General features: G+C 68.3%; 26 protein-coding genes and 1 tRNA gene. 11 read left to right on the top strand and 16 right to left on the bottom strand.

From position 1 onward, the window contains the following. Positions 1-34: 34 nt before the first annotated feature. Together ACN20X_RS01690 and ACN20X_RS01685 are read left to right on the top strand one after the other, a co-directional pair. Positions 35-910: a TauD/TfdA dioxygenase family protein gene (locus ACN20X_RS01690; RefSeq protein WP_016448570.1), complete on the top strand. Its 876-nt coding sequence runs from the start codon at positions 35-37 to the stop codon at positions 908-910. Positions 911-933: 23 nt separating this feature from the next. Continuing rightward, positions 934-2,391, top strand: a complete 1,458-nt coding sequence (locus tag ACN20X_RS01685; protein ID WP_046988067.1) for an aldehyde dehydrogenase family protein — start codon at positions 934-936, stop codon at positions 2,389-2,391. 10 nt (positions 2,392-2,401) lie between these two features. Here the strand turns inward: ACN20X_RS01685 and ACN20X_RS01680 are convergent, their stop codons facing one another. The 3 genes from ACN20X_RS01680 to ACN20X_RS01670 all read right to left on the bottom strand — a co-directional run bounded on the left by ACN20X_RS01680 (position 2,402) and on the right by ACN20X_RS01670 (position 5,137). Further along, on the bottom strand, positions 2,402-3,283 hold the full coding sequence (locus ACN20X_RS01680; RefSeq protein ID WP_422388082.1) for a M48 family metallopeptidase: 882 nt from the start codon (positions 3,281-3,283) through the stop codon (positions 2,402-2,404). An 81-nt stretch (positions 3,284-3,364) separates the two neighbouring features. Further along, complete coding sequence (locus ACN20X_RS01675) at positions 3,365-4,336, bottom strand: DMT family transporter (protein WP_473210230.1); 972 nt, start codon at positions 4,334-4,336, stop codon at positions 3,365-3,367. Positions 4,337-4,408: 72 nt separating this feature from the next. Further along, positions 4,409-5,137, bottom strand: coding sequence for a helix-turn-helix domain-containing protein (locus ACN20X_RS01670; RefSeq protein WP_192368690.1), 729 nt, complete (start codon positions 5,135-5,137; stop codon positions 4,409-4,411). An 86-nt stretch (positions 5,138-5,223) separates the two neighbouring features. Here ACN20X_RS01670 and ACN20X_RS01665 point away from each other — a divergent pair, with 86 nt between their 5' ends. The 3 genes from ACN20X_RS01665 (at position 5,224) to ACN20X_RS01655 (ending at position 8,695) form a co-directional block, all read left to right on the top strand. After that, on the top strand, positions 5,224-6,594 hold the full coding sequence (locus ACN20X_RS01665; RefSeq protein ID WP_407065216.1) for an AmpG family muropeptide MFS transporter: 1,371 nt from the start codon (positions 5,224-5,226) through the stop codon (positions 6,592-6,594). 104 nt (positions 6,595-6,698) lie between these two features. After that, positions 6,699-7,460, top strand: a complete 762-nt coding sequence (locus ACN20X_RS01660; protein ID WP_338499450.1) for a response regulator transcription factor — start codon at positions 6,699-6,701, stop codon at positions 7,458-7,460. An 8-nt stretch (positions 7,461-7,468) separates the two neighbouring features. Next, the gene (locus tag ACN20X_RS01655) at positions 7,469-8,695 is read left to right on the top strand and encodes an ATP-binding protein (RefSeq protein WP_016453614.1); all 1,227 of its coding nucleotides are present in this window, start codon (positions 7,469-7,471) and stop codon (positions 8,693-8,695) included. A 15-nt stretch (positions 8,696-8,710) separates the two neighbouring features. Here ACN20X_RS01655 and ACN20X_RS01650 read toward each other — a convergent pair whose 3' ends face one another. After that, positions 8,711-9,148, bottom strand: a complete 438-nt coding sequence (locus tag ACN20X_RS01650; RefSeq protein ID WP_012202265.1) for a hypothetical protein — start codon at positions 9,146-9,148, stop codon at positions 8,711-8,713. A 338-nt stretch (positions 9,149-9,486) separates the two neighbouring features. Beyond that, complete coding sequence (locus tag ACN20X_RS01645) at positions 9,487-10,377, bottom strand: LysR family transcriptional regulator (protein ID WP_312840907.1); 891 nt, start codon at positions 10,375-10,377, stop codon at positions 9,487-9,489. Positions 10,378-10,487: 110 nt separating this feature from the next. Here ACN20X_RS01645 and ACN20X_RS01640 point away from each other — a divergent pair, with 110 nt between their 5' ends. Next, complete coding sequence (locus tag ACN20X_RS01640) at positions 10,488-11,876, top strand: MFS transporter (protein WP_338499446.1); 1,389 nt, start codon at positions 10,488-10,490, stop codon at positions 11,874-11,876. Next, positions 11,848-12,267, top strand: a complete 420-nt coding sequence (locus ACN20X_RS01635; protein ID WP_126311643.1) for a DUF4440 domain-containing protein — start codon at positions 11,848-11,850, stop codon at positions 12,265-12,267. Before ACN20X_RS01640 ends, ACN20X_RS01635 begins: the two co-directional genes overlap by 29 nt. A 49-nt stretch (positions 12,268-12,316) precedes the next feature. Here the strand turns inward: ACN20X_RS01635 and ACN20X_RS01630 are convergent, their stop codons facing one another. From ACN20X_RS01630 to ACN20X_RS01610, 5 genes are all read right to left on the bottom strand, one after another. Then, a complete protein-coding gene (locus ACN20X_RS01630) occupies positions 12,317-12,733 on the bottom strand; it encodes a GNAT family N-acetyltransferase (RefSeq protein ID WP_473210229.1) in 417 nt (138 codons plus the stop codon). Between the two features lie 104 nt (positions 12,734-12,837). Further along, positions 12,838-13,791, bottom strand: coding sequence for a glycosyltransferase family 32 protein (locus ACN20X_RS01625; RefSeq protein ID WP_473210228.1), 954 nt, complete (start codon positions 13,789-13,791; stop codon positions 12,838-12,840). Beyond that, positions 13,788-14,816: a glycosyltransferase family 2 protein gene (locus ACN20X_RS01620; RefSeq protein WP_310044848.1), complete on the bottom strand. Its 1,029-nt coding sequence runs from the start codon at positions 14,814-14,816 to the stop codon at positions 13,788-13,790. The genes ACN20X_RS01625 and ACN20X_RS01620 overlap by 4 nt, the downstream gene beginning before the upstream one ends. Beyond that, positions 14,813-15,934, bottom strand: a complete 1,122-nt coding sequence (locus ACN20X_RS01615) for a glycosyltransferase (RefSeq protein WP_203400278.1) — start codon at positions 15,932-15,934, stop codon at positions 14,813-14,815. The genes ACN20X_RS01620 and ACN20X_RS01615 overlap by 4 nt, the downstream gene beginning before the upstream one ends. After that, the gene (locus ACN20X_RS01610; protein ID WP_016448583.1) at positions 15,931-17,199 is read right to left on the bottom strand and encodes an O-antigen ligase family protein; all 1,269 of its coding nucleotides are present in this window, start codon (positions 17,197-17,199) and stop codon (positions 15,931-15,933) included. The genes ACN20X_RS01615 and ACN20X_RS01610 overlap by 4 nt, the downstream gene beginning before the upstream one ends. Before the next feature lie 130 nt (positions 17,200-17,329). On the opposite strand from ACN20X_RS01610, the gene ACN20X_RS01605 reads away from it, so the two are divergent. Then, positions 17,330-18,190: a capsular polysaccharide synthesis protein gene (locus ACN20X_RS01605; protein ID WP_017407684.1), complete on the top strand. Its 861-nt coding sequence runs from the start codon at positions 17,330-17,332 to the stop codon at positions 18,188-18,190. Between the two features lie 31 nt (positions 18,191-18,221). Here the strand turns inward: ACN20X_RS01605 and ACN20X_RS01600 are convergent, their stop codons facing one another. The 4 genes from ACN20X_RS01600 to radA all read right to left on the bottom strand — a co-directional run bounded on the left by ACN20X_RS01600 (position 18,222) and on the right by radA (position 21,452). Beyond that, entirely contained in the window at positions 18,222-18,431 is a 210-nt protein-coding gene (locus ACN20X_RS01600) for a zinc-finger domain-containing protein (RefSeq protein ID WP_012202256.1), read from the bottom strand. A gap of 122 nt (positions 18,432-18,553) precedes the next feature. Further along, positions 18,554-19,492: a branched-chain amino acid transaminase gene (locus ACN20X_RS01595; protein ID WP_016448585.1), complete on the bottom strand. Its 939-nt coding sequence runs from the start codon at positions 19,490-19,492 to the stop codon at positions 18,554-18,556. A gap of 44 nt (positions 19,493-19,536) precedes the next feature. Then, positions 19,537-19,983 carry a hypothetical protein gene (locus tag ACN20X_RS01590; RefSeq protein WP_016448586.1) on the bottom strand — a complete coding sequence of 149 codons (447 nt, stop codon included), beginning with the start codon at positions 19,981-19,983 and terminating at the stop codon, positions 19,537-19,539. 83 nt (positions 19,984-20,066) lie between these two features. Continuing rightward, positions 20,067-21,452 carry a DNA repair protein RadA gene (gene radA, locus ACN20X_RS01585; RefSeq protein WP_016448587.1) on the bottom strand — a complete coding sequence of 462 codons (1,386 nt, stop codon included), beginning with the start codon at positions 21,450-21,452 and terminating at the stop codon, positions 20,067-20,069. Between the two features lie 142 nt (positions 21,453-21,594). Between radA and ACN20X_RS01580 the strand changes: the two genes are divergently transcribed. Beyond that, positions 21,595-21,671, top strand: a tRNA-Met gene (locus tag ACN20X_RS01580). Between the two features lie 68 nt (positions 21,672-21,739). On the opposite strand, the gene ACN20X_RS01575 is transcribed toward ACN20X_RS01580, so the two are convergent. Beyond that, a complete protein-coding gene (locus ACN20X_RS01575; protein WP_133073782.1) occupies positions 21,740-22,555 on the bottom strand; it encodes a siderophore-interacting protein in 816 nt (271 codons plus the stop codon). A 96-nt stretch (positions 22,556-22,651) separates the two neighbouring features. On the opposite strand from ACN20X_RS01575, the gene ACN20X_RS01570 reads away from it, so the two are divergent. Then, on the top strand, positions 22,652-23,092 hold the full coding sequence (locus ACN20X_RS01570; protein WP_016448589.1) for a MarR family winged helix-turn-helix transcriptional regulator: 441 nt from the start codon (positions 22,652-22,654) through the stop codon (positions 23,090-23,092). Here the strand turns inward: ACN20X_RS01570 and alr are convergent, their stop codons facing one another. Continuing rightward, complete coding sequence (alr, locus tag ACN20X_RS01565) at positions 23,093-24,196, bottom strand: alanine racemase (RefSeq protein ID WP_160855941.1); 1,104 nt, start codon at positions 24,194-24,196, stop codon at positions 23,093-23,095. It abuts the gene before it with no gap. A gap of 134 nt (positions 24,197-24,330) precedes the next feature. Here alr and lplT point away from each other — a divergent pair, with 134 nt between their 5' ends. Next, a complete protein-coding gene (gene lplT / locus ACN20X_RS01560; protein ID WP_016448591.1) occupies positions 24,331-25,632 on the top strand; it encodes a lysophospholipid transporter LplT in 1,302 nt (433 codons plus the stop codon). The last annotated feature ends 10 nt before the right edge of the window (positions 25,633-25,642 follow it).

Raw genomic sequence — 25,642 nt, 5'->3', positions numbered from 1 at the left:
CTCCCCTCCCATCCGTTCCTTCAAGGAGTACCCCATGGCCAATGCCGCCCCCATGCAGCTGATCGACATCGACGCCCGCTACCACCACATCCGCCCCGTGCCGCGCATGCCCAACTTCGCGGCCTGGATCGAGGGCGTGGACCTGACCCGCCCCCTGTCCCCCGAGGTGCAGGCGGAACTGCGACAGGCCCTGTACGACTTCGAGGTCATCTTCTTCCGGCCCCAGGCCATCACGGCCGAGCAGCATGTGGCGCTGGCGCAGGTGTTCGGCCCGCTGTCCAAGGGCTCGTACTTCGAGCGCAAGAGCGGCATGCCCGACGTGGAGATGATCATCTCCGACAAGGACCGCCCGCCCGCCATAGACAACTGGCACACCGACATCAGCTGGAAGCAGCAGCCGCCGCTGGGCACCGTGATCCAGATCGTGACCACGCCGCCGGCCGGCGGCAACACCTGCTGGACCAGCACCAGCAAGGCCTATGACTGGCTCTCGCCCGGCATGCAGCAGTACCTGGAAGGCCTGCAGGCGGTCCATACCTGGGAGGAATCGGGCTTCCGGGAATACCTGGGCCGCAAGGGCGAGGAGGCGCTGTTCGAGGCGCTGCGCCAGTTCAAGCCCGTGACGCATCCCGTGGTGCGCACCAACCCCGATTCAGGCCGCAAGTGCATCTTCGTCAATGCCGATTTCACGCGCCACATCACGGGCGTGGACCGGCACGAGGCGCGCGGCGTGCTCGCCTTCCTGCTGGACTGGCTGAAGAAGCCGGAGTTCATGGTGCATCATCAATGGGACGCGGGCGGCATCGCCATCTGGGACAACCGCAGCACGCAGCACTATGCTGTGGCCGACTACTGGCCCCACTACCGCGTGAACCAGCGCGTCACCTTCGACACCCCTTCCACCCAATGACAACGAGACACGGAGACAGCTTCATGAGCACGCAAGAGCACCTGCAGTTCTATATCGACGGCCAATGGGTTCCCCCGGCCGTGCCGCGCACGCTGGATGTGATCAATCCGTCCACCGAGGAGGTGGCGGCCCGCATCAGCATGGGCTCGGCCGCCGATGTCGATGCAGCCGTGGCCGCCGCACGCCGCGCGTTCGACGGCTTCTCGCAGACCACGCGCGACGAGCGGCTGGCCCTGCTGGACAAGGTGCTGGCGGTCTACATGCGCCGCATCGACGAGGTGGCGCAGACCATCTCGCTGGAGATGGGCGCGCCGCTGTGGCTGTCGCGCGCGGCCCAGGCCACCGTGGGCGCGGGGCACCTGAAGCAGACCCTGCAGGTGCTCAAGGAATTCGAGTTCGAGAGCGTGCGCGGCACCACCGGCATCGTGCATGAGCCCGTGGGCGTGGTGGGCATGATCACGCCCTGGAACTGGCCCATCAACCAGATCATGTGCAAGGTGGCACCGGCCCTGGCGGCGGGCTGCACCATGGTGCTCAAGCCCTCGGAGATCGCGCCGCTGAACGCCATCCTGGTGGCCGAGATCCTGCACGAAGCGGGCGTGCCGGCCGGCGTGTTCAACCTGGTCAACGGCGACGGCCCCTCGGTGGGCGAGGCCATGTCCGTGCACCCCGGCATCGACATGATGACCTTCACCGGCTCCACCCGCGCGGGCATTGCCGTGGCCAAGGCCTCGGCCGATACCGTCAAGCGCGTGACGCAGGAGCTGGGCGGCAAGTCGGCCAACATCGTGCTGGACGACGCAGACATTGAAAAGGCCGTGACCCAGGGCGTGAACGCCTGCTTCACCAACTCCGGCCAGAGCTGCAACGCACCCACGCGCATGTTCGTGCCGCGCGCCCTGCATGCGCGCGCCGTGGCCGCGGCCAAGGCCGCTGCCGAAGGCATGAAGGTGGGCGATGCACTGGCCGACACCGGCGCCATGCACATGGGCCCCGTGGTCAGCGAGGCGCAGTTCCGCAAGATCCAGGGCCTGATCGAAGCCGGCATCGCCGAAGGCGCCACCCTGGTGGCCGGCGGCACGGGCCGCCCCGAGGGCCTTGCGCGCGGCTACTTCGTGCGGCCCACGGTGTTTGCCGATGTGCGCAACGACATGACCATTGCGCGCGAGGAGATCTTCGGCCCCGTGCTGGTCATCCTGCCCTACGACACGGAGGAGGAGGCCATCGCCCAGGCCAACGACACGCCCTACGGCCTGTCGGGCTATGTGCAGTCCGGCAGCCTGGAGCGCGCACGCCGCGTGGCCTCGCGCCTGCGCACCGGCATGGTCCACCTCAACGGCGCGGGGCCGGACTTCGGCGCGCCGTTCGGTGGCTACAAGCAGTCGGGCACGGGCCGGGAATGGGGCGAGCACGGCTTCAAGGAGTACCTTGAAGTGAAAGCCGTGATGGGCTATCAACCCAAGCAAAAAGCCGCCGCCTGAAGGCGGCTGCCTACCCGCGCCGTGCGGCCTCGTAGAGGCCTTCCACGCGCGGGATGTTGCGCTCCAGCTCGCGGATGCGCTCGGGGCCTGCGGGGTGGGTGGACAGGAATTCCAGGCCGCCGCGGTCGCCCGTGGCCTGGCCCATCTTGCGCCACAGCGAGACCGAGGCCTGGGGGTTGTAGCCGGCGCGCGCGGCCAGCTCCAGGCCCACGAGGTCGGCCTCGCTCTCGTCGCCCCGGCTGAATTTCAGCGACAGCAACTGGCCGCCCAGGCGGGCCGCCGCATTGCCCAGGTCGCCCAGGCCCAGCAATTGGGCGCCCAGCGAGATGCCGATGCTGGTGGCCTGGTTCTTGGCCAGCTGCTCGCGCGAGTGCTCGCGCAGCGCATGGGCCATTTCGTGGCCCATGATCATGGCGATCTCGTCGTCGGTCAGCTGCAGCTGGTCGATGATGCCGGTGTAGAAGGCGATCTTGCCGCCCGGCATGCAAAAGGCATTGATCTCCTTGCTGCCGATCAGATTCACCTCCCAGCGCCAGGCATTGGCGCGCGGATTCCATTGCGCGGTGTAGGGGATCAGCCGCCGGGCGATGGCGCGCAGCCGCAGCAGCTGCGGGTTGCTGTCGCCGGCCAGTGCGCCCTGGGCGCGGGCCTTGGCCAGCAGTTGCTGGTACTGGTCGGTGGCGGCGCCTTCCAGCGTCTCGGCCGGCACCAGCTTGCGCAGGCCCGAGGCACCGCCCACCTGCACCTGGCCCGCCACCGGCGCCGTGGCCAAGCCCAGGGCCGCCGCGCTGCCGGCCAGCAAGAAACCGCGACGCGCGCGCCAGGGCGCGCAGGCACAGCCCCAGGCGGACGGGGCACAGGATTCGGAGGAGAGATGGGATGGCTGCTGCATGCCGCCAAGTCTAGCGGCCGTGCATGCCTGCAACATGCGGAGAACAGCGCATCGTGAAGAGCGGCGCCGGCCTACAAAGAGTCACGCCATCTGCGCGGCCATCACGGCCCGCTGCGAGCGCATCTCGGCGCCGATCACCAGCATCAGCCCGGCCAGCACGGCCAGCAGCCCCAGCCACGATTGCAGCGGCTGCCGCTCGCCCACGACCCACACCGCCAGCACGAAGGCCGCCACGGGCTCGATCAGGCTCAGCGTCACGCCCGTGGGGCCGGAGATGCTGCGCAGCCCGATGGAAAACAGCATGTGCGCCAGGCCCGACACCACCACGCCCAGGTAGACCACCACCATCACTGCCGCCAGGCTCCACTGAGGCAGGCCGCTTTGCACCAGCGCAATCGGCACCGCCATGCTGGCCGCCCCGGTGAAGACATAGAAATTCACCACGCGCGGCGACATGTGGGTGACCAGGCGCTTGTTGATCAGCGCATAGCCCGCGTACGACAGCCCCGCCAGCAGGCACAGGGCCAGGCCGCTCCAGGACAGCGTGGCGCCGCCCCGGGCCATCACCATGGCCGCGCCTCCCGCCACGCTCACCAGCGTGCCGGCCCACCACAGGGCAGACAGGGGCGCGCGCAGCACCAGCGCCTGCATCAGCCCGGCCCAGATGGGGCCGCTGCCAATGGCCACGGCCGTGCCCACGGCCACGCCCGTGAGCGTCACGCCCTCGTAGAAGAAGATGCTGTAGCCGCCGATTCCCATGGATGCCAGCAGGAACCAGGCCGGGCGCAGGCCCAGGTGCACCGGGTTGGGCAGCAGCGGCTGGACGCGCGCCCCGCCCTGCCCGGCCCGCCCGCGCAGCCTCCAATGGGAAACCGCCAGCAGCGCGCCCAGAAACAGGCTGGAAACCGCCAGCTGCGCGGCGCCCACCCAGAACGGCGACAGCCCGCCTGCGCCCAGGCTTTGCGCCGTGCCCGTCGTGCCCCAGAGCACGGCGGCCACGGAGACGAAGGCGATGCCGACGGCGGAGGAAGAAGCGGAAGAATTGCGAACCATGGCGCCATGTTGCGCCTGGCGCGGCCGGGCACTTGTCGAGAAACGCTCGTAGTCCGCAAGACTGTGAACGGGCTAGCCGCGCAGCTGCCGCGCCGTCACGCCCCGGTCGCGCCGCAGCGCATAGGCCAGCGCGCTGGCCGAGGCATAGCCGCAGCGCAGCGCCGTGGCCTCCAGGGGCAGGCCCCGCGCCAGCCCGCGCTCGGCCGCATCCAGGCGCAGGCCGCGCAGCCAGGCCTGGGGCGGCTGGCCCGCCAGCTCCACGAAGCGCGCGTGAAAGCGCTGGGCGCTCATATGGCACAGGGCGGCCAGCCGGGCAGTGGGCCAGTCCTCGTGCAATGCGGCCTGTACGCTCGTGGTCAGTTGCTGCAGGTCCAGCCCCCGGCGCGCCAGCAGGCCGGGCGCCTGCAGCACCTGGGCCAGCTGCTCGGCGGCCGGGCCTTCCGACTCCCGGCCGCGCAGGGCGGGCGGCACGGAAAAGCGCCGCATCCGGTCCAGCCCCGGGCCGCTGGGCGCATCGATGACGAACACGCGCGAGCGCGGCGCCGCCAGGTAGCCGTGGTCCACGCCGGCGGGGATGAGCATGCCGCTGACGGCGTCCACAAAGGCGCTGCGCCCGCCCACCTCCAGCTCCATGCGGCCCTGCAGCGCATAGAGGATTTGCGCATGGCCGTGGGCATGGGCCTGGTGCTCGCCGCTGTAGCTGCGCACCGAGCTGTGCGGCGCGAAGGCGGTATCGGTGGCATCGGCCGCGCCGTCTTGCGCGGCGGCATCGCTGTGGAGGGAAGAGAGGGTGTAGGCCATGGCGGCATCCTGTGCCCGCGATGGTAGCGCGCGCCAGTCCGCGCCACCATGGGCCCGATAATGGCCGCAGCCTGCCGCAGCCCAACATGACCGAGCCGTCCACCACCACCTCCTCCGCCCCTTCCACCCCCACTGAAGCGCCCCGCCGCAGCTGGGCCCAGACCCTGCGCGTCTATGCCGAGCCGGCCAGCCTGCGCATGCTGGCCCTGGGTTTTTCGGCAGGCCTTCCGCTGCTGCTGGTGCTGGGCACGCTGTCGTTCTGGCTGCGCGAGGCCGGCGTGGACCGCACCACCATCGGCTACCTGAGCTGGGTGGGCCTGGCCTATGCCTTCAAGTGGGTCTGGTCGCCGCTGGTGGACCGCATGCCGCTGCCGCTGCTCACGCGCTGGCTGGGGCGGCGGCGCGGCTGGCTGCTGTTCGCGCAGATGCTCATCGTCGCCGGGCTGTGCGGCATGGCATTCAATGATCCGCGCGTCTCGCTCACGCCGCTGGTGTGGTGCGCGCTGGCCGTGGCCTTCGGCTCGGCCACGCAGGACATTGCGCTGGATGCCTACCGCATCGAATCGGCCGATACCGAGCGCCAGGCCGCGCTGGCCGCCACCTACCAGACCGGCTACCGGCTGGCCATGATCTGGGCCGGCGCCGGCGTGCTGTGGCTGGCCGCCCGCGCCGAGGTGGCGGGCATGGCGGGCTACCAGAGCGGCGCCTGGCAGGTGGCCTACCTGGCCATGGCCGCCTCCATGGCCGTGGGCATGCTGACCGTGCTGCTCTCGCCGGAACCGGTGCCCCGCCCGCTGGCGCCTGCCCGCAATGCGGCCGAGTGGCTGCGTGGCGCGCTGGTCGAGCCCTTTGCCGACTTCCTGGGCCGCTACCGGTGGCAGGCGCTGCTGGTGCTGGGCCTGATCGCCATCTACCGCATCAGCGACGTGGTCATGGGCATCATGGCCAACCCCTTCTACGTGGACATGGGCTTCACCAAGGACGAGGTGGCCGCCGTGACCAAGGTGTACGGCGTGATCATGACGCTGGCGGGCGCCTTCCTGGGCGGGGCGCTGGCCATGCGCTGGGGCGTGATGCGCGTGCTGATGCTGGGCGCCGCGCTGTCGGCCGCCACCAACCTGCTGTTCGCCTGGCTGGCCACGCGCGGCCATGACGTGAATGCGCTGGTCTGGGTGGTGAGCGCGGACAACCTGGCCGGCGGCATCGCCTCGGCGGCCTTCATCGCCTACCTGTCAGGGCTGACCAATGTGCAGTACTCGGCCACGCAGTACGCGCTGTTCAGCTCCATGATGCTGCTGGCGCCCAAATGGCTGGCCGGCTTCTCGGGCGCCTTTGTCGATGCGCATGGCTACGTGAGCTTCTTCCAGGCCACGGCCCTGCTGGGCCTGCCCGTGCTGGTGCTGATCGCGCTGGCCTCGCGCGTGCATGCGGTGCGGCCCGCGCAACGCGGCAGTTGAGCGGCTGGCCGCAGGCTGCGCTGTTTTACCGAACTTTACGCAAGCGACAAGCACGGCTGACGGGGGGCTGCGAGCATCGTCGCAACACGACGCCAGGCCCCAGCATGAATACACTGCCCTCCATGAGTACGCACCATCTTCTGATGATCGAAGACGACACCCGCCTCGCGCAGATGGTGGGTGACTACCTGGGCAACAACGGCCTGCAGGTCACGCACATGGGCGACGCCCGCAGCGGCCTGGAGCAGCTGCAGCCCGCCGACGGCGTGGCCGGCGCCGACCTGCCCGACCTCGTCATCCTCGACCTCATGCTGCCCGACATGGACGGCCTGGAGGTCTGCCGGCGCATCCGCGCCCTGCCCGGCGCCGCAGCGCAGGTGCCGGTGCTGATGCTCACGGCCAAGGGCGACCCCATGGACCGCATCATCGGCCTGGAGATCGGCGCCGACGACTACCTGCCCAAGCCCTTCGAGCCGCGCGAGCTGCTGGCGCGCATCCGCGCCATCCTGCGCCGGCGCGGCGGCGGCGGCGAGGGCTCGGCCGCAGGCCAGCCGACCACGGCACTGCGCTTCGGCAGCCTGGAGATCGACCGCGACGCGCGCAGCGTCACCGTGGCGGGCCAGCCCTGCGAGCTGACCTCCTACCAGTTCGACCTGCTGGTCACGCTGGCCGAGCGCGCGGGCCGCGTGCTCACGCGCGACCAGATCATGGAGGCCGTGCGAGGCCGCGAACTGGAGGCCTTCGACCGCTCCATCGACGTGCACATGGGCCGCATCCGCGCCGCCATCGAGGCCGACCCCAAGGCGCCCAAGCGCATCCTGACCGTGCGCGGCGTGGGCTACGTCTTCGCCAAGCAACAAGACTAGCCAAGCGAATGAAGCTGCTGTCCCTCTTCTCCCAGCGCCTGTACCTGCGCATCTGGCTGGCCGTGGTGGGCGGCGTGGCCGTGCTCACGCTGACGGTGGCCTGGGCCTGGCAGATCGCGGCCGAGCAGAACGCGCAGAACGTGCAAAGCGCCAGCTCGCCGCCCTCGCGCGACGTGGCCATGCGCGATGCGGACGGCAAGGTCATCGCCCAGGGCCGCGCGCGGCGCCTGCCCGGCCCGCCCGAGGAGGGCCTGCGCTTCGAGATCGAAGGCACGGACGGCCAGACCTACATGCTGCACATGGCGCCGCGCCCGCCGCGCGGTGACCGCCCGCCGCACGACGGCGCCGCCGCCTTCTGGCTGCGCCCGCCCTTCGGCTTTCTGTGGCTGCTGGGCCTGGTGGGCGTGGCCGTGGCAGTGGGCGTGTTCCCCATCATCCGCCGCCTGCTCAAGCGGCTGGAGAACCTGCAGCGCGGCGTCAAGCGCTTTGGCGAGGGCGACCTGTCGGTGCGCGTGCCCGAGCACGGCAGCGACGAGGTGGCCGACCTGGCCCACCAGTTCAACGCCGCCGCCGCGCGCATCGAGACCCTGGTGACCTCGCACAAATCGCTGCTGGCCAATGCCTCGCACGAGCTGCGCTCGCCGCTGACGCGCATCCGCATGGGCCTGGAATTCATGGGCGACGACCCAGCCAGCGCCCGCGCGCGCGCCGAGATCCAGCGCAACATCAGCGAGCTGGACCAGCTGGTGGACGAGATCCTGCTGGCCAGCCGGCTGGAGACCTATGAGGGCGACGTGGGCACGATCGAGCCCGTGGACCTGATCGGCCTGGCCGCCGAGGAATGCGCGCGCGTGGATGCCGACCTGGACCTGCAGTCCACCGACGCGTTGGAAGTGCCCGGCATCTCCAAGCTGCTGCGCCGTGCCGTGCGCAACCTGCTGGAGAACGCGCGCCGCTACAGCCAGGGCGCCATCACGCTGGAGCTGGCGCGCCAGGACGCCATGGCCGAGATCCGCGTCTGCGACCACGGCCCCGGCGTGGCGCCGGCCCACCGCGAGCGCATCTTCGAGAAGTTCTTCCGCCTGCCCGGCGCCAGCGAGCGCTCGGGCGGCGTGGGCCTGGGCCTGGCCCTGGTGCGCTCCATCGCCCAGCGCCACGGCGGCAGCGTGCACTGCGAAGGCCGCGCCGACGGCCAGCCGGGCGCCTGCTTCGTGCTGCGGCTGCCGCTGGCCTGAGCTGCCGCCTGCGGCTCAGCCGCGCCGGTGCTGCCACTCCACACGTTCCACCAGATCCCTGAGCAGGTCGAAATGCCAGCGGGTGCGCTTGAGCAGGCGGCCGTAGCGCGAGCGGGGGAAGCGGTAGGCTCCATCGGCCAGTTCGATGGCGCAGGACGCCAGGTGCCACTGCTGCTCGAACGCCTGGTGGCTGTCCGGCGGGTCGGCGCGCATGCGGCGTATGTGCGCCAGCGCCAGCTCCACCGCGCATTCCACGTCGAACTGGCGGGCCTTGCGGTCGGGCTTTTTGCCACAGACCTCGGCCAGGGTGACCAGCCGCCCCTCGATGACGACCAGACAGACATGCATGGCCTGCCACGCGCTGGGCCAGTCGGAAGGCCTTGCGGCTTGCGACCGCTTGGGCAAAGGCTGCGCCTGCACTGCCGCGCCGGCAGTGTTTTTGCGGGATGTCATGGGGTCAGCCCTCCTGTCGGAAAAGGCCGGACAAGGTGAATACGTTCATGGCTGCAGCTCCTGGTTGAGACTGAAGAACCACGCGCTGCGTTTCTACGCACAACGGGTGGAGTGTGGCGGTTAGAAACATGGAACCAGCCATGCGGACATCCTTACGGGTAGCCCCCACCACACCCCATAACTTGCGGACGTGCGCAAGCGCACATCCTGAAATTGGGTATGACAAAGCCCCGCTTTACGGTGGGGGCTGCACGCTGGTTCAAAGGTGTTTCTACGCACCGGGCCTTTCGGCTTGCGGGCAGTTTAACGGGGCCAGGGCGGGCCGGCCAGCCGCACCCTCAATCCCGGCCCAGGTGCTCGCACAGGAAGTCGATGAACACGCGGGTCTTGCGCGGCAGGTGGCTGCTGTCGGGAAAGACCACGCTGATGGGCTGGGGCGGCAGGGCGTGGTCCGGCAGCACGCGCTGCAGCACGCCGCCGGCCAGGTCGTCCTCCACAAACCACGCAGGCAGCACCGCCACACCCAGCGAGGACCGGGCCAGGGCGCGGATGGCGGTGGAGGAGTTGGATTGGTGGGCCGCCCGGCCCACCACGTCCACACCCTGGCCGCCGGCAGTGCGCAGCGTCCAGGCCGTGGGGTGGGTGAGGTTGCTGTTGGCAATCCAGGGCAGGTCCGCCAGGTCTTCGGGCCTGCGCACGGGATGGCTGCGCAGGAAGGCGGCCGAGGCCACCAGCACGATGTCGTAGCCGGCCAGCCTGCGGCTTTTGAAGCTGGAGTCCGCCAGGTGGCCCAGGCGCACGACCAGGTCCAGCTTTTCGGCCACCAGGTCGCTCAGTGAAGAGTTGACGTCATAGGCCACCGAGATGCCCGGGTAGCGCTCCAGGAAGGCCGGGATCAGCGGAAGAATGTACTTCTCCCCGTATTCGCTGGTGGTGCTGATGCGCAGCCGGCCCGCGATGCGGTTGCCGCTGTGCATGGCGTTGTCGAAGGCGCTGCCCACGTCGCGGACGATGCCCTTGAACTCGTCGTAGAACTCCCGCCCGGTTTCCGTCAGGGCGATGCTGCGGGTGTTGCGCACCAGCAGGGCCACCGACAGCGCCTCTTCCAGCGATTTCACGTGCAGGCTGGCCATGGCCTTGCTGATGCCCAGGAAGTCCGCCGCCCTGGTGTACGAGCCGAAATCCACCACGGCCAGAAAGGTCTGCGCGCGGTGGAGCAGTGTGTGCATGGCCGGGCTTGCGGGGGTCATTGTTCAATCCAGTCAAACAAAGAGTCCAGCATAGCCCCATCGACGTGGCCGCCCGCGCTCTTTAGTCTTGCCCCTCCTGAAAGCGCAAGATGACATACCGATACCGCCTGGCCACCGTTTTCCTGATGGGTTTCTTCGTCGACTGCATCAACATCTTCATGCCCGCCGTCGCGCTGCCCACGATTGCGGCCGAGTTCCATGTGGGCATCTCGGCCGGGGCCTGGGTGGCCAATGCCTACATGCTGGGATTGACGCTGGCCATTCCCCTCGCCCCCTGGCTGGCCGACCGCTGGGGCGCGCGCGGGCTGATGGCGGGCTCCATGCTGGCCTTCGCCCTGGCCGCCTGGGCCTGCGGCGAGGCGGGCAGCTTCGGCCAGCTGGTGGGCTGGCGCTTCATCCAGGGCATGGCGGGCGGGCTGGTGATCCCAGTGGGCCAGGCCCTGGCCTTCAACCGGTTCCAGGGGCCGGAGCGCGCGCGTGTCTCCACGCTGGTCATGGCCGTGGCGCTGATCGCACCGGCCCTCTCGCCCTGGCTGGGCGGGATGATCGTGGACCACGGCTCCTGGCGCTGGGTGTTCCATTCCAATATTGCGCTGGCCCTGGCCGCCGCAGGCCTGGCCTGGCTGTGGGTGCGCGATGCACCGGCCACGGCCCGGCAGCGGCCGGACCTCAGGGGCCTGGTGCTGGTCAGCGCCGCGCTGGCCGCCTGGTTGCTGGGCATGTCGCTCTATGGCGCAGGCCAAGGTTCGGGCCAGGGCCTGGCGCTGGCCTGGCTGGGCATGGCGGCGGGCCTGGCCTTCACGGTGCTGTATGCCATCCATGCCCGCAAGACCGCCCACCCCATTGTGGAACTGCAACTGCTCAAAAGCCCGCGCCTGCGCATGTCGGTGGCCGTCTACCACGCCATTCCCGGCGTGTTCACGGGCGTGAACCTGCTCAACATCTTCTACCTGCAGGACATGCTGCACCTGAGCGCGCAGGCCACAGGCCGATTCATGATGGTCTACGCAGGCGGCGCCCTGGTGTCCATGCTGGTGGGCGGCCGGCTGTACAACCGCGCGGGCGCACGGCCCCTGTTCATCGCCAGCATGGTGCTGCACAGCCTGGGCATTGCGGCGCTGGCCGCCGTGGCGGCCCCCGCCGACCCCTGGCTGCTGGCGGCCGCCTACGGGCTGATGGGCCTGGGCGGCGGCCTGGGTGCCAATACCGCGCAGACGACGGCCCTGCTGGACTTCGACGGCCGGCAGACGCAGCAGGCCAGCGTGATCTGGAACCTCAACCGGCAGATGGCCTTCAGCGTGGGCGCTGCGTTTTTCCTGATGGTTTTCAACACGCTCGCCACCCGCCTGGACGCAGGCCGGGCCTATCACATGACGTTTCTGATCGCATCGCTGGCAGGGCTTGTACCCCTGCTGCAACTGCGATCGCTGCACACCCCCGAGGACCACCATGCAAGACAACAAGCCCATCGACCGTGACATTGACATCGGCATCGCCGAACGCAGCATCCACCAGGTGCACGAGCTGATCCACACCGTCTTCACCCAACCAGCGGGCGCACAGGAAGCGCTGCAGGCGCTGATGCCCCAGTTCAGCCCGGAGTTCAGCATGGTGACCACCACGGGCAGGCTCGTCGGCCTGGACGATGTGGAACAGATGTTCCGGCGCGCGGCCGGCCAGCGGCCAGGGCTGGAGATATGCGTCTGCGACATGCAGCCCGTATGGCGGGACACGGCCGGCCTGGCCATGCGCTATCTGGAAACCCATCGCCTGGACGGCGTGCAGACCTCGCGCCGATCAGTCGTGATCCTCAAACGTGCGGGCCAAGGGGTGCTGTGGCACTACCTGCATGAGACGGCCCTGGGCTGATGGCTCTACGGCAGGAAGCGAGAATGCGGGGCCCTTTGGATTGCCGAATTCAGCCCCGCTCACTCTTTCTTGAATACACCTTCAGACCCCGGCTCTCACCAAAGCCGTGCTGCTCCAAAAGCAGGGCAGCCTGGGGATTGAGGGCCTCTGCATAAATGGTGGTGTGGCCGACATCCTGCAGGCATTCCTGCATGAGGAGCCTGCCGATACCCCGCCGCTGCAGCCCGGGGTCCACGACGATTTCACTGAGGTGCGTGACCATGGCGCCGTCGGTGAAGCCGCGCAGGAAGCCGACAGCACCGCTGGTGGTCGTCGCCAGCAGGTAGTAGGAGGCACTGAACATCTGCCGAAGCAGGCCTTCCGGATAGCTGCTGCCCCAGCCATTGGAGACGTATATCTTCTCTATATCTTTGAAATACGCATCGATATTGTCCTGGCGCTTCAGGATGGCGTAGTCCTGGTGCATATGCATTTCCCCCATTCAAACGCAATGCCACGATGATGGCGCATCGGCACAGGCACATCGTCGCGGCCCGGTTATGGCTCGCAATGGAAGGCGATGAGCGGGAATCAGCCCCGCAGATAGCGGTCGGCGATGCTGCCGGGCACGTAGAGGCCGCGCTCCAGGTAGAAGTCCAGCTTCTTGCGGTCGGGCGCGCGCAGCTTGATCAGCGGCACGGGCGCCTGTTCGGCGCGCGAGAACATCAGGCGGATCTTGAGCGGGGTGCGGCCCCAGTTACCCTGCACGTGCAGGAAGAAGGGTCCGTCCTCGGCCTTGGCCAGCCGCAGGCGGTAGCTGCCACCGGCGCGCAGCACGCGCTGCATGGCCAGGTGCATGCTCAGGTAGGCGGGCATGTCGATGCCCTGGCGCAGTTGTTCGTAATCGCCGGCCTGCTGGAGCTGGGCGATATAGGCCTCGCCCGTCTGCGGCAGGACCTGCTCCACGTATTCCTTGTGCAGGGCCGCAATGAAGGCGCTGCCCGGGGGCGCGGCCATGAGCCAGTTCTCGACCACGGGCACCTGCGGGTCGCGGGTGTAGCGCTCCAGGTAGTAGGCGACGAGGTCGGCGCCGCTGCGCTGCTGCTGCTCCAGCAGCCAGTCCAGCGGCTCGGTGAGGATGGTGCTGGCGTCCAGCCAGATGCCGCCATGGCGGTGCAGCAATTCCAGCCGCAGCCAGTCCGAGCGCTTGGCCACGGGCAGCTGCTGCAGGTTGCCGGGCAGCTGCGGCACGTACTGCGGCAGCTGCGCGTCGTTGAGGACGCGCAGGCTGTAGCCGGGGTTCAGGCGGGCCCAGTTGTCGAAGCAGCGCTGTATGAGCAGCGGCACCGAGTCGCCATTCCAGTAGGCCCAGATGATGCGGGGAATGGGCGTGGAGACGGGCACGGGCGCCGCAGGCCCGATGTCATGGCTGCGGAAGTCGGGCGCCGGGCCCTTCTCCAGGCGGCGTGCGAAGGTGGCGTAGAAGCGGCGCATGCCGGCCGCCAGCCACAGCTCGCCCCGGGTTTTCAGTTTCAGGCCGCTCATGCGTGGGCTCCTTGCTGGCGTGCCCACTGCTCCCAGCGGCGCAGCTTCCAGGCGCGCAGCACCCAGCCCCTGCGCACATAGGCCTGGCGCAGGGCCGGCAGGGACAGCGGGGAGATGCGGCCGAAGTCCGCCAGGAACTGCTGCGCCAGCGCCTGCCGCTGCGCGGGCGGCATGTCCCGCTGCCGGTCGAGAAAGCGCAGGGCGCCGATGAGGTTGCGCGCAGCCTGGTGCGCCCAGGCGAACTGCAGGCGCCCGTCGTTGCGCAGCGCATCGTCCTGCAGGGCTTGCACGGCCTGGGCCAGGGGCCACAGGGCGGCGGACTGGTCTGCGGCCTTGGCCGGCGTCATGGACGCAAGGATGGAGTTGGCACGCTGCCGGTAGGCCACCCAGGGCTGGGGGTGGTAGTAGAAGCTGGCGCAGCGCAGCGCCATCTGCGGCATAGTCATCATGTCTTCGAAGTAGCGGCCTGCAGGAAAGCGCAGGCCGGCATCCCACAGGCTGCGGCGCGAGATCTTGGACCAGGCATGCAGCTGGCCCGTGCGCAGCAGGCCGGCCAGCAGGGCGCCCCGGTCCTGTGAGCATTGCAGCGTGGGGCCCTGGAAACTATGCCGGTGCGCCTCGCCGCGCAGGCGGTGCTTGAGGCGCGGGGCCTCGCGCCAGACGGAGAAGTCGCAGAGCACGGCATCGGGCGCATGTTGTTTCACGATGGCCGACAGCCCGGCAATCGCGCCGGGCAGCAGCTTGTCGTCGGAGTCCAAAAACCACAGGTAGTCGCCCGTGGCCGCATCGATCATGGTGTTGCGCGCCGCGCTCAGGCCGGCGTTGCGCTCATGCTGCATGAGCTGCAGGCGGCCGGGCCAGCGCTGGTCCAGCTGCTGCATCAGGGCCCAGGAGCCATCGGTGGAGCAGTCATCCAGCACCAGCACCTGCACGCCGGCATCGGCCTGGTCCATGACGGACTGCAGGCATTCCTCCAGGTAGGGCACCACGTTATAGACGGGCACCAGGATGCTGAGCCAGGTCACGGACGCTCCCCCTGCAGCAGGCGGGCGAACAGGTCTTCGTACTGGCCGGTCATGCGCTGCAGGCTGTAGTGCGACAGGGCTTCCTGCCGCGCGGTGGCGGCCATGCGCACGGCGGCCTCGTCATCCTGCAGCGCCTGCTGCAGGGCGTCGGCCAGCGATTCAGGGTCGGCGTGCGCGGCCAGCAGGCCGTTGTCGCCGGGCCGCACCACTTCCTGCACGCCCACCACGCGGCTGCCCACCACCACGCAGCCCGCCGCCATGCCCTCCAGCAGGGACAGGGGCATGCCCTCGTAGTGCGTGGACAGCACGCAGACGCGGTGCGCGCGCAGCAGGCCGGGCACGTCGTTGCAGATGCCGATGAATTGCACCTGGTCCTGCAGGCCCAGTTCGGCGCTGAGCCGCTGCGCCGCCTGCTGGGCGCGCGCCTTGCCGCCGCCGGCCAGGGTCAGCGTGGGCTTGAGGCCGCGCTGGCGCAGCACGGCCAGCGCGCGCAGCAAGGTGGCATGGTCCTTTTGCCGCGCAAAGCGCGCGGCCATGACGATGTCCGGGCGGCGCTGCAGCAAGGGGGGTGGCTCCTGCAGATAGGGCTCGGGCCGGATGCCGTTGCTGATGGCCAAGAGCTTGTCTGCAGGAAAGCCGCGGTCCTGCAGGCTCTGGCGCACGCCTTCGGAGCAGCCGACGATGGCGGCCGTGCGCTCGGTCAGCCACAGGGCCTGCGCCAGCCGCCAGCGCGTGTAGCGCTCGCGCGAGTTGTGTTCCACATGCACCAGGCAGGGCACGCCGGCCCACAGCGCGGCAAAGCGGCCCCAGAGGTGGTCGCTGAAACCATGGGCGACGACGATGTCCGGCCGGAAGTCCAGGCAGATGCGGCGCAGCTGCCAGACGGTGGCGGCATGGGACCAGCCGGCGACCACATCGACATCGATGCCGCCGTCGCGCAGCTTCTGCACGCGTTCATCGGAGGTATTGCGCTTGCGCCGCAGCACCAGCCGGGCGTCGAAGCGGCCCGACGCGCGGTGCGCCGACACCAGATCCACCGCCACCTGGGTGGCACCCGAGAAGCCGCCCGTCACGAAGTGCAGCACCCGGGGCCGGGCGGTGGTGGCGCGCTCCGTCACCGCACGGCTCCGCTGGCCCTTTCCAGGCCATGCAGCGATGACCACAGGGCCACCACGAGGAAGACGAAGAAGACGATGCCGCTGTTGTGCACGAAAAATTGCTGTGACATGCCGAACGCCAGGTACATGGCTGGCATCAGGCTGCCCAGGATACGCAGCAGCAGGGCCTCGCGCCAGGGGGTGCTGTCCGCAGGCCACAGCGCCATGCGCCGCCGCGAGGGCCAGAACAGCCACAGCAGCGAGATGAACAGTGCCGCCTGCAGCAGCACGCCCGGCACGCCGAGCTTGACCCAGATGTCCAGGAAGTCGTTGTGGATGAAGTTGTATTCGCGGATGGAGCGTCCATAGTCACCCGCGTCCACGCGCCGGTGCATCTCGTCCACATAGCCCTGCATGCCCCAGCCCAGCAGGGGCTTCTCGCCGATCATCTGCACGGCCAGCCGGTACTGCTCCAGCCGGGTGCCCAGCGAGGTGTCGGAGTTGCCGGAATGCAGGTAGTTGCTCACATCCAGGTAGACCTCGTCGACGCGCTCGCTGACGCGGGGTATGAAGGCCATCACGGTGGCCAGCGCCACCACGATTGCAGCGCAGCCCAGCAACAGGCGCCCGAAGTACTGCGGGCGGTACATGCGCACCAGCACCATCAGCATGAGGAACATCGGCAGCAGCGCCAGCCAGCCCCCCCGCGAGCCCGACAGCAGCGAAGCCAGCGCACCCATTGCAGCGGCCGCCAGCACCAGCAGGCGCCACAGCAGGGAGCGCTGGTGCCAGAAGGACATGGCATAGATGCACGAGAAGCAGCCCAGCAGCAAGGCCATGTTGCCCCACTGGATGGCATTGGTGTAGCCCGTGGCCCGCTCCATGCCCAGCACGCAGACCTGCCACAGGGCCATGAAGCCCGCGCCTGCGCTGCCCAGCGGTATGCCCCACAGGAAGATCCGCGCCGTGGGCGGGTAGCACATGGCGAACAGCAGGCTGACCGCGCCCAGGATGAATTTCACGGGGCGGTCGAACTGACCGGTGCCCCCGTCCAGCACGGACAGGTGGTACCACATCACCGCCATGCCCATGAACAGTGCCACCAGCAGCCAGGTGCCAGGCGACTGCCTGTACCGGACCCAGCGGGGCAGAAAACACAGGGCGCCCAGGGCCATGAGGCCCGCGCCATAGGAATAGCCCGAACGCAGCCACAAGGCCAGTCCGGGCACCAGAACAGCGGCCAGGGTCGTGAGGAGCCCTGGCAGCTTCGACTTGTCAAATCTCATCAAGACCGCGACTTTCTGCCCCAAAATGCGGGCATTCCGCTTTCCATCCGCTATGAAAAAAATTCCTGCGGTCTTATTCAGGCTGCTCCATCGCTGGGCAGCCCCTTCCAAAATCGGCGCAGATTACACCATGCCCGCGCCCTTGCAGCTGCCCCCATCGCCCCCGGCAGCCGATGGTCTTGCAGCGGACATCCCGAAGACGATCTGGACGTACTGGAACCAGTCCGGCCTGGACCCTTTCGTCCAGCAGTGCGTGGACAGCTGGCGGCGGCAATGCCCGGGTCACCAGGTCATCGTCGTGACACCAGAGAGCCTGGGCCAGTACGTGGCCTGCGGCGACCTTCCTGCGGCGTTTGCCGAACTCCACCCCACCAAGCAATCGGACTGGCTGCGCCTGTATCTGGTGGCGCACCACGGCGGCTACTGGTTCGATGCCACCACGCTGCTGACCGCGCCGCTGGACTGGATGGGCGCCGGCGCAGGCGCTGCCGAGCTGACCGGCTTCTACCTTGAGGGCTTCACCAGGGACAGGCGCTACCCCGTGATCGAAAGCTGGTCATTCTGCGCTCCGGCCGGCTCGCGCTTTGTATCGGAATGGCAAAAGGAGTTTCACCAGGCGCTGATCGTGGAGGGCCCTGCGGCCTACCTGCAGCGCCTGCAGTCGCGGCCCGACGCCGCCGAGGTGCTGCAGGGCATCCCCGATCCAAATTACCTTCTGATCCATGTGACGGCCCAGCAGGTGATGCGCCGGCTGCCCGATGCCCGGCTCACGCTGTTCAAGGCCGAGGACACCGCCTTCTTCTACCACCGCGCCCTGCGCTGGAAGTGGTACCTGCTCTACCCCCAGCTGTGCCTGGCGAAGGCGCCGCAGGTGGCGGCACCCATCGTCAAGCTGCGCGGCGGGGAACGGCGCCATTTCACGGACATGCTGGCTTTGCACGGAGGTGCTGCGCCAGACAGCATCTGGAGCCGCGCGCTTTCGGCGCGCTGAGACACGCAAAGCGGGCCGAGGCCCGCTTTGCTCAATGCCCGCCTGCGAAGACTTCGCCGGCCTTCAAGCGGTACAGCGTGCCGCAGTAGGGGCACTTGGCCTCGCCGGTGTGGGCCACGTCCAGGTAGACCTTGGGATGGCTGTTCCACAGCTTCATGTCGGCCTTGGGGCTGGGGCAGAACACGCCGCCCTGGGCGTTGAGGTCCTTGGCCGCCAGTTCGACGGTGGCATTCGTTGTCATGCTTGCTTATCTCTTTCGTGGGTATCTGTCATTTTCATCGCCGGGCCGCCCCAAGATGAAAAGCACCCCCTCGGGGGGCAGTGGACCTTGCAAAGCAAGGGTAGCGTGGGGGGTCATTTTTTTCAGACCCGAGTCAGCCAATGGGCGTACTTGGGGTTGCGGCCGTTGACGATGTCAAAGAAGGCCTGCTGGATCTTTTCGGTGAGGGGGCCGCGGCTGCCCGCGCCGATCTCGATGCGGTCCACCTCGCGGATGGGCGTGACTTCGGCGGCCGTGCCGGTGAAGAAGACTTCATCGGCGATGTACAGCTCGTCGCGCGTGATGCGCTTTTGCACCACCTCCAGGCCGAGGTCCTTGCAGATGTGCATCACGGTATTGCGCGTGATGCCGTTGAGCGCGCCGGCCGACAGGTCGGGCGTGTAGACCACGCCGTCCTTGATGACGAAGATGTTCTCGCCCGAGCCTTCGGAGACGAAGCCCGAGGCGTCCAGCAGGATGGCCTCGTCGTAGCCGTCGTCCAGCGCCTCGGTGTTGGCCAGGATGGAGTTGGTGTAGTTGCTCACCGCCTTGGCCTGGCTCATGGTGATGTTCACATGGTGGCGCGTGAAGCTGGAGATCTTCACGCGGATGCCGCGCTGCATGCCTTCCTCGCCCAGGTAGGCGCCCCAGGCCCAGGCAGCCACCATCAGGTGGATGGTGTTGCCCTTGGGCGAGACGCCCAGCTTGCGGTCGCCGATCCAGGTCAGCGGGCGCAGGTAGCACGATTCCAGCTGGTTGGCACGCACGACCTCCACCTGGGCCTGGTTCACCGCTTCCTGGGTGAACGGGATCTGCATGCGCAGGATCTTGGCGCTGTTGAACAGTCGCTTGGTGTGGTCTTCCAGGCGGAAGATGGCCGGCCCCTGTTCGGTCTTGTAGGCCCGAACGCCCTCGAATGCGCCGCAGCCGTAGTGCAGCGTGTGGGTCAGCACGTGGATCTTGGCATCGCGCCAGTCCACCAGCTGTCCATCCATCCAGATCTTGCCGTCACGATCGGCCATCGAGGGAACAACGGGGCTCATAGAAACATCCTTGGGGGTATTGAACAGAACACCAACCCGCTATTTTAGGGCGCGGGGGCTGCCTCGGGGGCCGCCACCGTCTCGGGTTGCGGTTCGGGTTCGGGCGTGGGGCGCACCAGGGTCCACTTCACGAGCCGGCCATGCATGAACTCGCAGGTCACATGGGATTGCGTGCCGTCGGTCCAGCGGTAGATCTCGGGATGCTGGCCGTCTTCGGACAGGCGCTCGCCCAGGGAGCGCGTCATGGCCACCACGTGCATCAGCGAGACCTTGGGCTTGAGCTTGACGTTGAGCATCACGGCGCTGCCCACATAGCCCATGGGACGGTCCGAGGCCTTCTTCATGATGGACATCAGCCGCGTGAAATGCAGCAGCAGCCACATCATGATGCCGCCGCCCACGGCAACCACGCCCATCCAGCCATAGGACTGGTGCGCAGCCACCAGCAGTACGAGCAGACCCAGGGGAATCAGGATATTGCGCAAATTCATGGCGCCGATTGTCTTATGGAGGCGCCGCAGGACCGCTGCGGACAGTGCGTATGCCCCCGCAATGCGCTCGGCAAGGCAGTGCCTCAGCCCATCCCTCGGACGATGTTCATGGCTTCGTCCACGCGCTCCACGGCATGCACGGTCAGGCCGGGGATAGCCTTCTTGGGCGCATTGGCCTTGGGCACCACGGCCATGGTGAAGCCGAGCTTGGCGGCTTCCTTCAGGCGCTCCTGGCCGCGCGGCGCGGGGCGCACTTCGCCGGCCAGGCCCACTTCGCCAAAGGCCAGGAATCCCTTGGGCAGGGCGCGGCCGCGCAGGCTGGAGGTGATGGACAGCATCACGGCCAGGTCGGCCGCAGGCTCGCTGATGCGCACGCCGCCCACGGCGTTGACGAAGACATCCTGGTCCGCGCAGGCCACGCCCGCATGGCGGCTGAGCACGGCCAGCAGCATGGCCAGCCGGTCCCGGTCCAGGCCCACGGACAGGCGCCGGGGCGCGGGGCCGCCCTGGTCGACCAGGGCCTGTATTTCCACCAGCATGGGCCGCGTGCCCTCCAGCGTGACCAGCACGCAGGAGCCCGGCACGGGCTCGCTGTGCTGGGACAGGAAGATGGCGCTGGGGTTGGTGACGCCCTTGAGGCCCTTCTCCGTCATGGCGAAGACGCCGATCTCGTTGACGGCGCCAAAGCGATTCTTGATGGCGCGCACCAGGCGGAAGTTGCTGTGCGTGTCGCCCTCGAAGTAGAGCACGGTGTCCACCATGTGCTCCAGCACGCGCGGGCCGGCCAGGGCGCCTTCCTTGGTCACATGGCCGACCAGGATCACGGTGATGCCCGTGGTCTTGGCCGCGCGCGTGAGGTGGGCCGCGCATTCGCGCACCTGGGCCACCGAGCCCGGCGCCGAGGACAGCTGGTCCGAGTACACGGTCTGAATGGAGTCGATGACGACCACGGCCGGCTGCGTGGCCTCCATGGTGGCGAGGATCTTCTCCAGCTGGATCTCGGCCAGCACATTGACCTGGCTGGCCTCCAGCCCCAGGCGGCGCGAGCGCAGCGCGACCTGGGCACCGCTTTCCTCGCCCGTGACATACAGCGTGGGCAAGCCCACGCGGTGCAGCGCATCCATGGCCTGCAGCAGCAGGGTGGACTTGCCGATGCCGGGGTCGCCACCAATCAGCACCACGCCGCCTTCGACAATGCCGCCGCCCAGCACGCGGTCCAGCTCCTCGATGCCGCTGGGCGTGCGCGCCACGTCCTGGGCCTCGATGGCCGACAGCGGCATCACGGCCTGGGCATTGGCCAGGCCCGCATAGCCCTGCGGCTGGCTGAGCCGGTTCTTGCCCGCGCCCGCAGGCTCGGCAACGGCCTCGATCAGCGAATTCCAGGCCCCGCAGGCCGGGCACTTGCCCAGCCAGCGCGGGCTGGAGCCGCCGCAGGCATTGCAGATGAACGTGGTTTTGTCTTTGGCCATGGGTTGGGCACTATACCGAGCGGTGGCTGCCGCCCCGCCCGCCTGCCTGTTGTCTAACGCAGTTGCGTGACAAAGAGATATCGGTTATAGTTGCCTTCTTCGCTGCACAAAATGCGGTGAAACGAAATTACTGCGGAATTACCGCGCGATGGAGCAGTCTGGTAGCTCGTTGGGCTCATAACCCAAAGGTCGGAGGTTCAAATCCTTCTCGCGCAACCACCACGAAAAAAAGCCCACTTCGGTGGGCTTTTTTTCGTCTGTGCCTTTCTTGCTTTTCTCCACGCAGGTCAGCTGGGATCGTTCAGGTCTTCATGGTGGTCTGCCTGGCCCTGCTTCCAGTACGAGGCCACGCGCATGCGCTTGGGCGCGGCGCCCTTGGCCAGCAGCAGGCGCCGCAGCTCGGCCATGGCGCTGTGCTCGCCCGCCGCCCAGATATATCCGTCGTCGTCCTGGGGAAGCTCCAGCGCCTGCACGGCGTCGGCCAGCGATTCGACCCAGGCACAGTCCAGCTGGGCCGTGCTCTTCCACTGGCGGCGGTCGGCAGGGTTGCGCAGCTGCACGCGCACCACGGCGCGGCTGCCGGCGGGCAGCTCGGCCAGGCGCCGCTCGATGGCGGGCATGGCGGTCTCGTCGCCGAACAGCCAATGCCATGGCAGGTTGGCCGAGATCACCAGGCTGCCGCGCGGCCCGGCCAGGCCCACCCACTGGCCCAGGGGCGCGGTCAGCGCCCATTCAGTGGCGGGGCCTGCATCGTGCAGTGCGAAATCCATGATGAGGTTCTGGCGCGCAGCGTCGTAGTGCAGCGGCGTGTAGTCGCGCAAGGTGGGGCGCTCGTCCTCCACGAAGGTGGGGCGGCCATCGAGCAGCACGGGAAGCGCGGGCAGTTCGCGCCCGGCCTGCGGCAGGATGAGCTTGACGTGGTCGTCAAAACCGGCGCTCACGAAGTCCTCCAGCTCGGGTCCGCCCAGGGTCAGGCGCACAAAGCCGGGGCTGGGCTGCTCGCGCGAGAGCAATTGCACATGGCGGGCGCGGAACGGATGGCGGACACGGTGGACGACGGGGGCAGGCGCCACGGCAGAGTTGGCTGGATTGGGCAAGTTCATTGGCGAAACGGCCTGTGACGGCCTAGAATGTTGATTTAGTCCACCAATTCTCTGTCATCCGTTGACTTTGTCAACATATTTCCACAAGACCCTGCCATGAATGCCTCCCTGCCCGCCGATATCTTCGAGGCCATGCACGAGCTGCTGCACCTGTTCCGCTCGCGCATGCGCGAGGACATGGAGTCCATGGAGCCCGGGCTGACGCCCAACGAGGTGCGCGTGCTGATGTACGTGGGCCGGCACCCGGGCCGCACGCAAAGGGATCTGGTCGACCACAGCCACATGGACAAGGCCCAGCTCGCGCGCATGCTGGCGCAGCTGCAGGAGCAGGGATGGCTGGACCGCGAACCGGACGCCCGCGACCGCCGCGTGCGCTGCCTGAGCCTCAGCCCCCAGGGCCAGGCCCTGTTCGACCGGCTGCGCCAGTCGCGCCAGGCGCTGGCGGCGCGGCTGCTCAAGGATTGGGAGCCTGCCGCGCAACAGCAGATGATGGCGCTGCTGGAGCGGGCCAGGGACAGCGTCCAGGCCGCGCCCTGATCAATCGACGGCCTTGTTCACGCGCGGCGCGACGGCGCACATGAGTTCATAGCCCAGCGTGCCGGCCGCCTCGGCCACCTCGTCGATGGGCAGCACGGCGCCGTTGCTGGCGCGGCCCCACAGCGTGACTTCGCTGCCCATGCCGGCATCGGGCACGGGCGTCAGGTCCACGGCCAGCATGTCCATGCTCACGCGGCCCAGGGTGCGGGTGCGCACGCCGTCGACCAGCACGGGCGTGCCGGTGCCGCAGTGGCGCGGATAGCCGTCGGCATAGCCGCAGGCCACGGTGCCCAGGCGCACGGGACCTTCGGCCGTGAAGCGCGATCCATAGCCCACGCTCTGCCCCGCAGCCAGCTGCTGCACGCCGATGATGCGCGAGCTCAGTGTCTGCGTGGGCTGCAGGCCCCAATGGGCCGCCGTGTGCTGCGGATAGTCGGGCGAGCTGCCGTACAGCACGATGCCGGGCCGCACCCAGTCGCAGCGCACCTGGGCATCGTCGCCATGGCGCAGCGTGGCGGCACTGTTGCCCACGCTGCGCTCGCCGGGCAGGTCGCACGTGGCGTCGTGAAAGCGCTGCAGCTGCGCGGAGATGCCCGACTGGCCAGCGCCTGCGTCGGCATCGCTGAAGTGGGTCATGAACGAGATTTCCTCCACCTGGGGCAATGCATTGAGCCGGGCCCAGGCCGCGCGAAAGCGCTCGGGCGTGAAGCCCAGGCGGTTCATGCCGGAGTTCATCTTGAGGAAGACGCGGTGGCCGTTCTGCGTCTTGTGCGCGGCCAGCCAGTCGATCTGGGCGTCGCAATGCACGGCATGCCAGATGGACAGGCGCGAGCAAAGCTCCAGGTCGCGCGGCTCGAACACGCCCTCCAGCAGCAGGATGGGGCCGCGCCAGCCCAGCTGGCGCACGCGCTCGGCCTCGGCCAGGTCCAGCATGGCGAAGCCGTCGGCGCCGCGCAGGGCCTCGAACACGTTTTCGATACCGTGGCCATAGGCGTTGGCTTTGACCACGGCCCACAATTTGGCATCGGGGACCGCTTGCCGCACCCGCTCCAGATTGTGGCGAAGCGCGGCGGAATGGATGGTGGCAAGAATGGGACGCGGCATGGTTTTCACTCAGTCAGAAGCTTGGGATTCTGGCACTGCCGGCCAAAGGCCGCGTGATATAACCGCCAGTCACTTGCCACGGGGCCCTTATTTAACCGGTCAGCAGCCCTGCGGCTGACCCCATCTGCCTATCCATGAAGCGCGGTTTCTACACCATCATGTCAGCGCAGTTCTTCAGCTCGCTGGCAGACAACGCCCTGTTCGTGACCGCCGTGGAACTGCTGCGCACCAATGGCGCCCCCGAGTGGCAGCGCGCCGCCCTGGTGCCCATGTTCGCGCTGTTCTACGTGATCCTGGCCCCCTTCGTCGGCGCCTTTGCCGACGCCCTGCCCAAGGGGCGGGTGATGTTCATCAGCAATGCGATCAAGATCGTGGGCTGCCTGATGATGCTGTTCGGCAACCATCCGCTAATCGCCTACGCCGTGGTCGGCCTGGGCGCAGCGGCCTACTCGCCCGCCAAGTACGGCATCCTCACCGAGCTGCTGCCCGCCTCCCAGCTGGTCAAGGCCAATGGCTGGATCGAGGGGCTGACCATCACCTCCATCATCCTGGGCGTGCTCGTGGGCGGGCAGTTGCTGAGCCCGGGCATCTCGACCCATCTGCTGGACTTCGACCTGCCGCTGCTGGACACGGGCGTGGACACTGCAGCCGAGGCGGCGATTGCCGTGCTGGTCGGCGTCTATGCGCTGGCCGCCTGGTTCAACCTGCGCATTCCGCTGACCGACACCATCCTGCGCCCGCTGCGCCAGGACCCCAGCAAGAGCCTGCTGGCCAACACCCTGGCCCTGCTGCCCGACTTCTGGACCTGCAGCCAGCGGCTGTGGGGGGACAAGTTGGGCCAGATCTCGCTGTCCACGACCACGCTGTTCTGGGGCGTGTCGGGCAATCTGCGCTACATCGTGCTGGCCTGGGGCGCGGCGGCCCTGGGCTACGGCACCTCCCAGGCATCGGCCCTGGTGGGCGTGGTGGCCATCGGCACGGCGGCAGGCGCCATCCTCGCATCCATGCGCATGCGGCTGGACAACGCCACGCGCGTCATTCCGCTGGGCATCACCATGGGCCTGCTGGTGATCGCCATGATCTTCATCCACAGCGTGTGGGTGGCCATTCCCTTCCTGATCCTGCTGGGCGGCCTGGGCGGCTTCCTGGTCGTGCCCATGAATGCGCTGCTGCAGCACCGCGGCCACAACCTCATGGGCGCGGGCCGCTCGATTGCCGTGCAGAACTTCAACGAGCAGGCCTGCATCCTGGCGCTGGGCGCCTTCTATGCTCTGTCCACCAAGTTCGGGCTGTCGGCCTTTGGTGCCATCACGGTGTTCGGCCTGGTGGTGGCCGGCATCATGTGGCTGATCGGACGCTGGCACAGGAACAACCTGCGCCAGCATCCCGAGGAAGTCGAGCGCCTGCTGGCGATTGCCCGCAAGGATTGCCACTAGCCTGCCCTTG

The organism is Delftia sp. PX-1 (assembly GCF_055797465.1).
This window is presented reverse-complemented; position numbering and strand designations above follow the sequence as displayed.

What these genes read in the sequence shown, in the direction of transcription:
- ACN20X_RS01590 (WP_016448586.1), bottom strand. Translation starts at nt 19,983, where the DNA reads ATGAATTTGCGCAATATCCTGATTCCCCTGGGTCTGCTCGTACTGCTG.
- ACN20X_RS01650 (WP_012202265.1), bottom strand. Translation starts at nt 9,148, where the DNA reads ATGACATCCCGCAAAAACACTGCCGGCGCGGCAGTGCAGGCGCAGCCT.
- ACN20X_RS01605 (WP_017407684.1), top strand. Translation starts at nt 17,330, where the DNA reads ATGCCCGCGCCCTTGCAGCTGCCCCCATCGCCCCCGGCAGCCGATGGT.
- ACN20X_RS01595 (WP_016448585.1), bottom strand. Translation starts at nt 19,492, where the DNA reads ATGAGCCCCGTTGTTCCCTCGATGGCCGATCGTGACGGCAAGATCTGG.
- ACN20X_RS01680 (WP_422388082.1), bottom strand. Translation starts at nt 3,283, where the DNA reads ATGCAGCAGCCATCCCATCTCTCCTCCGAATCCTGTGCCCCGTCCGCC.
- ACN20X_RS01570 (WP_016448589.1), top strand. Translation starts at nt 22,652, where the DNA reads ATGAATGCCTCCCTGCCCGCCGATATCTTCGAGGCCATGCACGAGCTG.
- ACN20X_RS01630 (WP_473210229.1), bottom strand. Translation starts at nt 12,733, where the DNA reads ATGCACCAGGACTACGCCATCCTGAAGCGCCAGGACAATATCGATGCG.
- ACN20X_RS01640 (WP_338499446.1), top strand. Translation starts at nt 10,488, where the DNA reads ATGACATACCGATACCGCCTGGCCACCGTTTTCCTGATGGGTTTCTTC.
- ACN20X_RS01675 (WP_473210230.1), bottom strand. Translation starts at nt 4,336, where the DNA reads ATGGTTCGCAATTCTTCCGCTTCTTCCTCCGCCGTCGGCATCGCCTTC.
- alr (WP_160855941.1), bottom strand. Translation starts at nt 24,196, where the DNA reads ATGCCGCGTCCCATTCTTGCCACCATCCATTCCGCCGCGCTTCGCCAC.
- radA (WP_016448587.1), bottom strand. Translation starts at nt 21,452, where the DNA reads ATGGCCAAAGACAAAACCACGTTCATCTGCAATGCCTGCGGCGGCTCC.
- ACN20X_RS01665 (WP_407065216.1), top strand. Translation starts at nt 5,224, where the DNA reads ATGACCGAGCCGTCCACCACCACCTCCTCCGCCCCTTCCACCCCCACT.
- ACN20X_RS01610 (WP_016448583.1), bottom strand. Translation starts at nt 17,199, where the DNA reads ATGAGATTTGACAAGTCGAAGCTGCCAGGGCTCCTCACGACCCTGGCC.
- ACN20X_RS01655 (WP_016453614.1), top strand. Translation starts at nt 7,469, where the DNA reads ATGAAGCTGCTGTCCCTCTTCTCCCAGCGCCTGTACCTGCGCATCTGG.
- ACN20X_RS01575 (WP_133073782.1), bottom strand. Translation starts at nt 22,555, where the DNA reads ATGAACTTGCCCAATCCAGCCAACTCTGCCGTGGCGCCTGCCCCCGTC.
- ACN20X_RS01660 (WP_338499450.1), top strand. Translation starts at nt 6,699, where the DNA reads ATGAATACACTGCCCTCCATGAGTACGCACCATCTTCTGATGATCGAA.
- ACN20X_RS01635 (WP_126311643.1), top strand. Translation starts at nt 11,848, where the DNA reads ATGCAAGACAACAAGCCCATCGACCGTGACATTGACATCGGCATCGCC.
- ACN20X_RS01600 (WP_012202256.1), bottom strand. Translation starts at nt 18,431, where the DNA reads ATGACAACGAATGCCACCGTCGAACTGGCGGCCAAGGACCTCAACGCC.
- lplT (WP_016448591.1), top strand. Translation starts at nt 24,331, where the DNA reads ATGAAGCGCGGTTTCTACACCATCATGTCAGCGCAGTTCTTCAGCTCG.
- ACN20X_RS01645 (WP_312840907.1), bottom strand. Translation starts at nt 10,377, where the DNA reads ATGCACACACTGCTCCACCGCGCGCAGACCTTTCTGGCCGTGGTGGAT.
- ACN20X_RS01690 (WP_016448570.1), top strand. Translation starts at nt 35, where the DNA reads ATGGCCAATGCCGCCCCCATGCAGCTGATCGACATCGACGCCCGCTAC.
- ACN20X_RS01685 (WP_046988067.1), top strand. Translation starts at nt 934, where the DNA reads ATGAGCACGCAAGAGCACCTGCAGTTCTATATCGACGGCCAATGGGTT.
- ACN20X_RS01670 (WP_192368690.1), bottom strand. Translation starts at nt 5,137, where the DNA reads ATGGCCTACACCCTCTCTTCCCTCCACAGCGATGCCGCCGCGCAAGAC.
- ACN20X_RS01625 (WP_473210228.1), bottom strand. Translation starts at nt 13,791, where the DNA reads ATGAGCGGCCTGAAACTGAAAACCCGGGGCGAGCTGTGGCTGGCGGCC.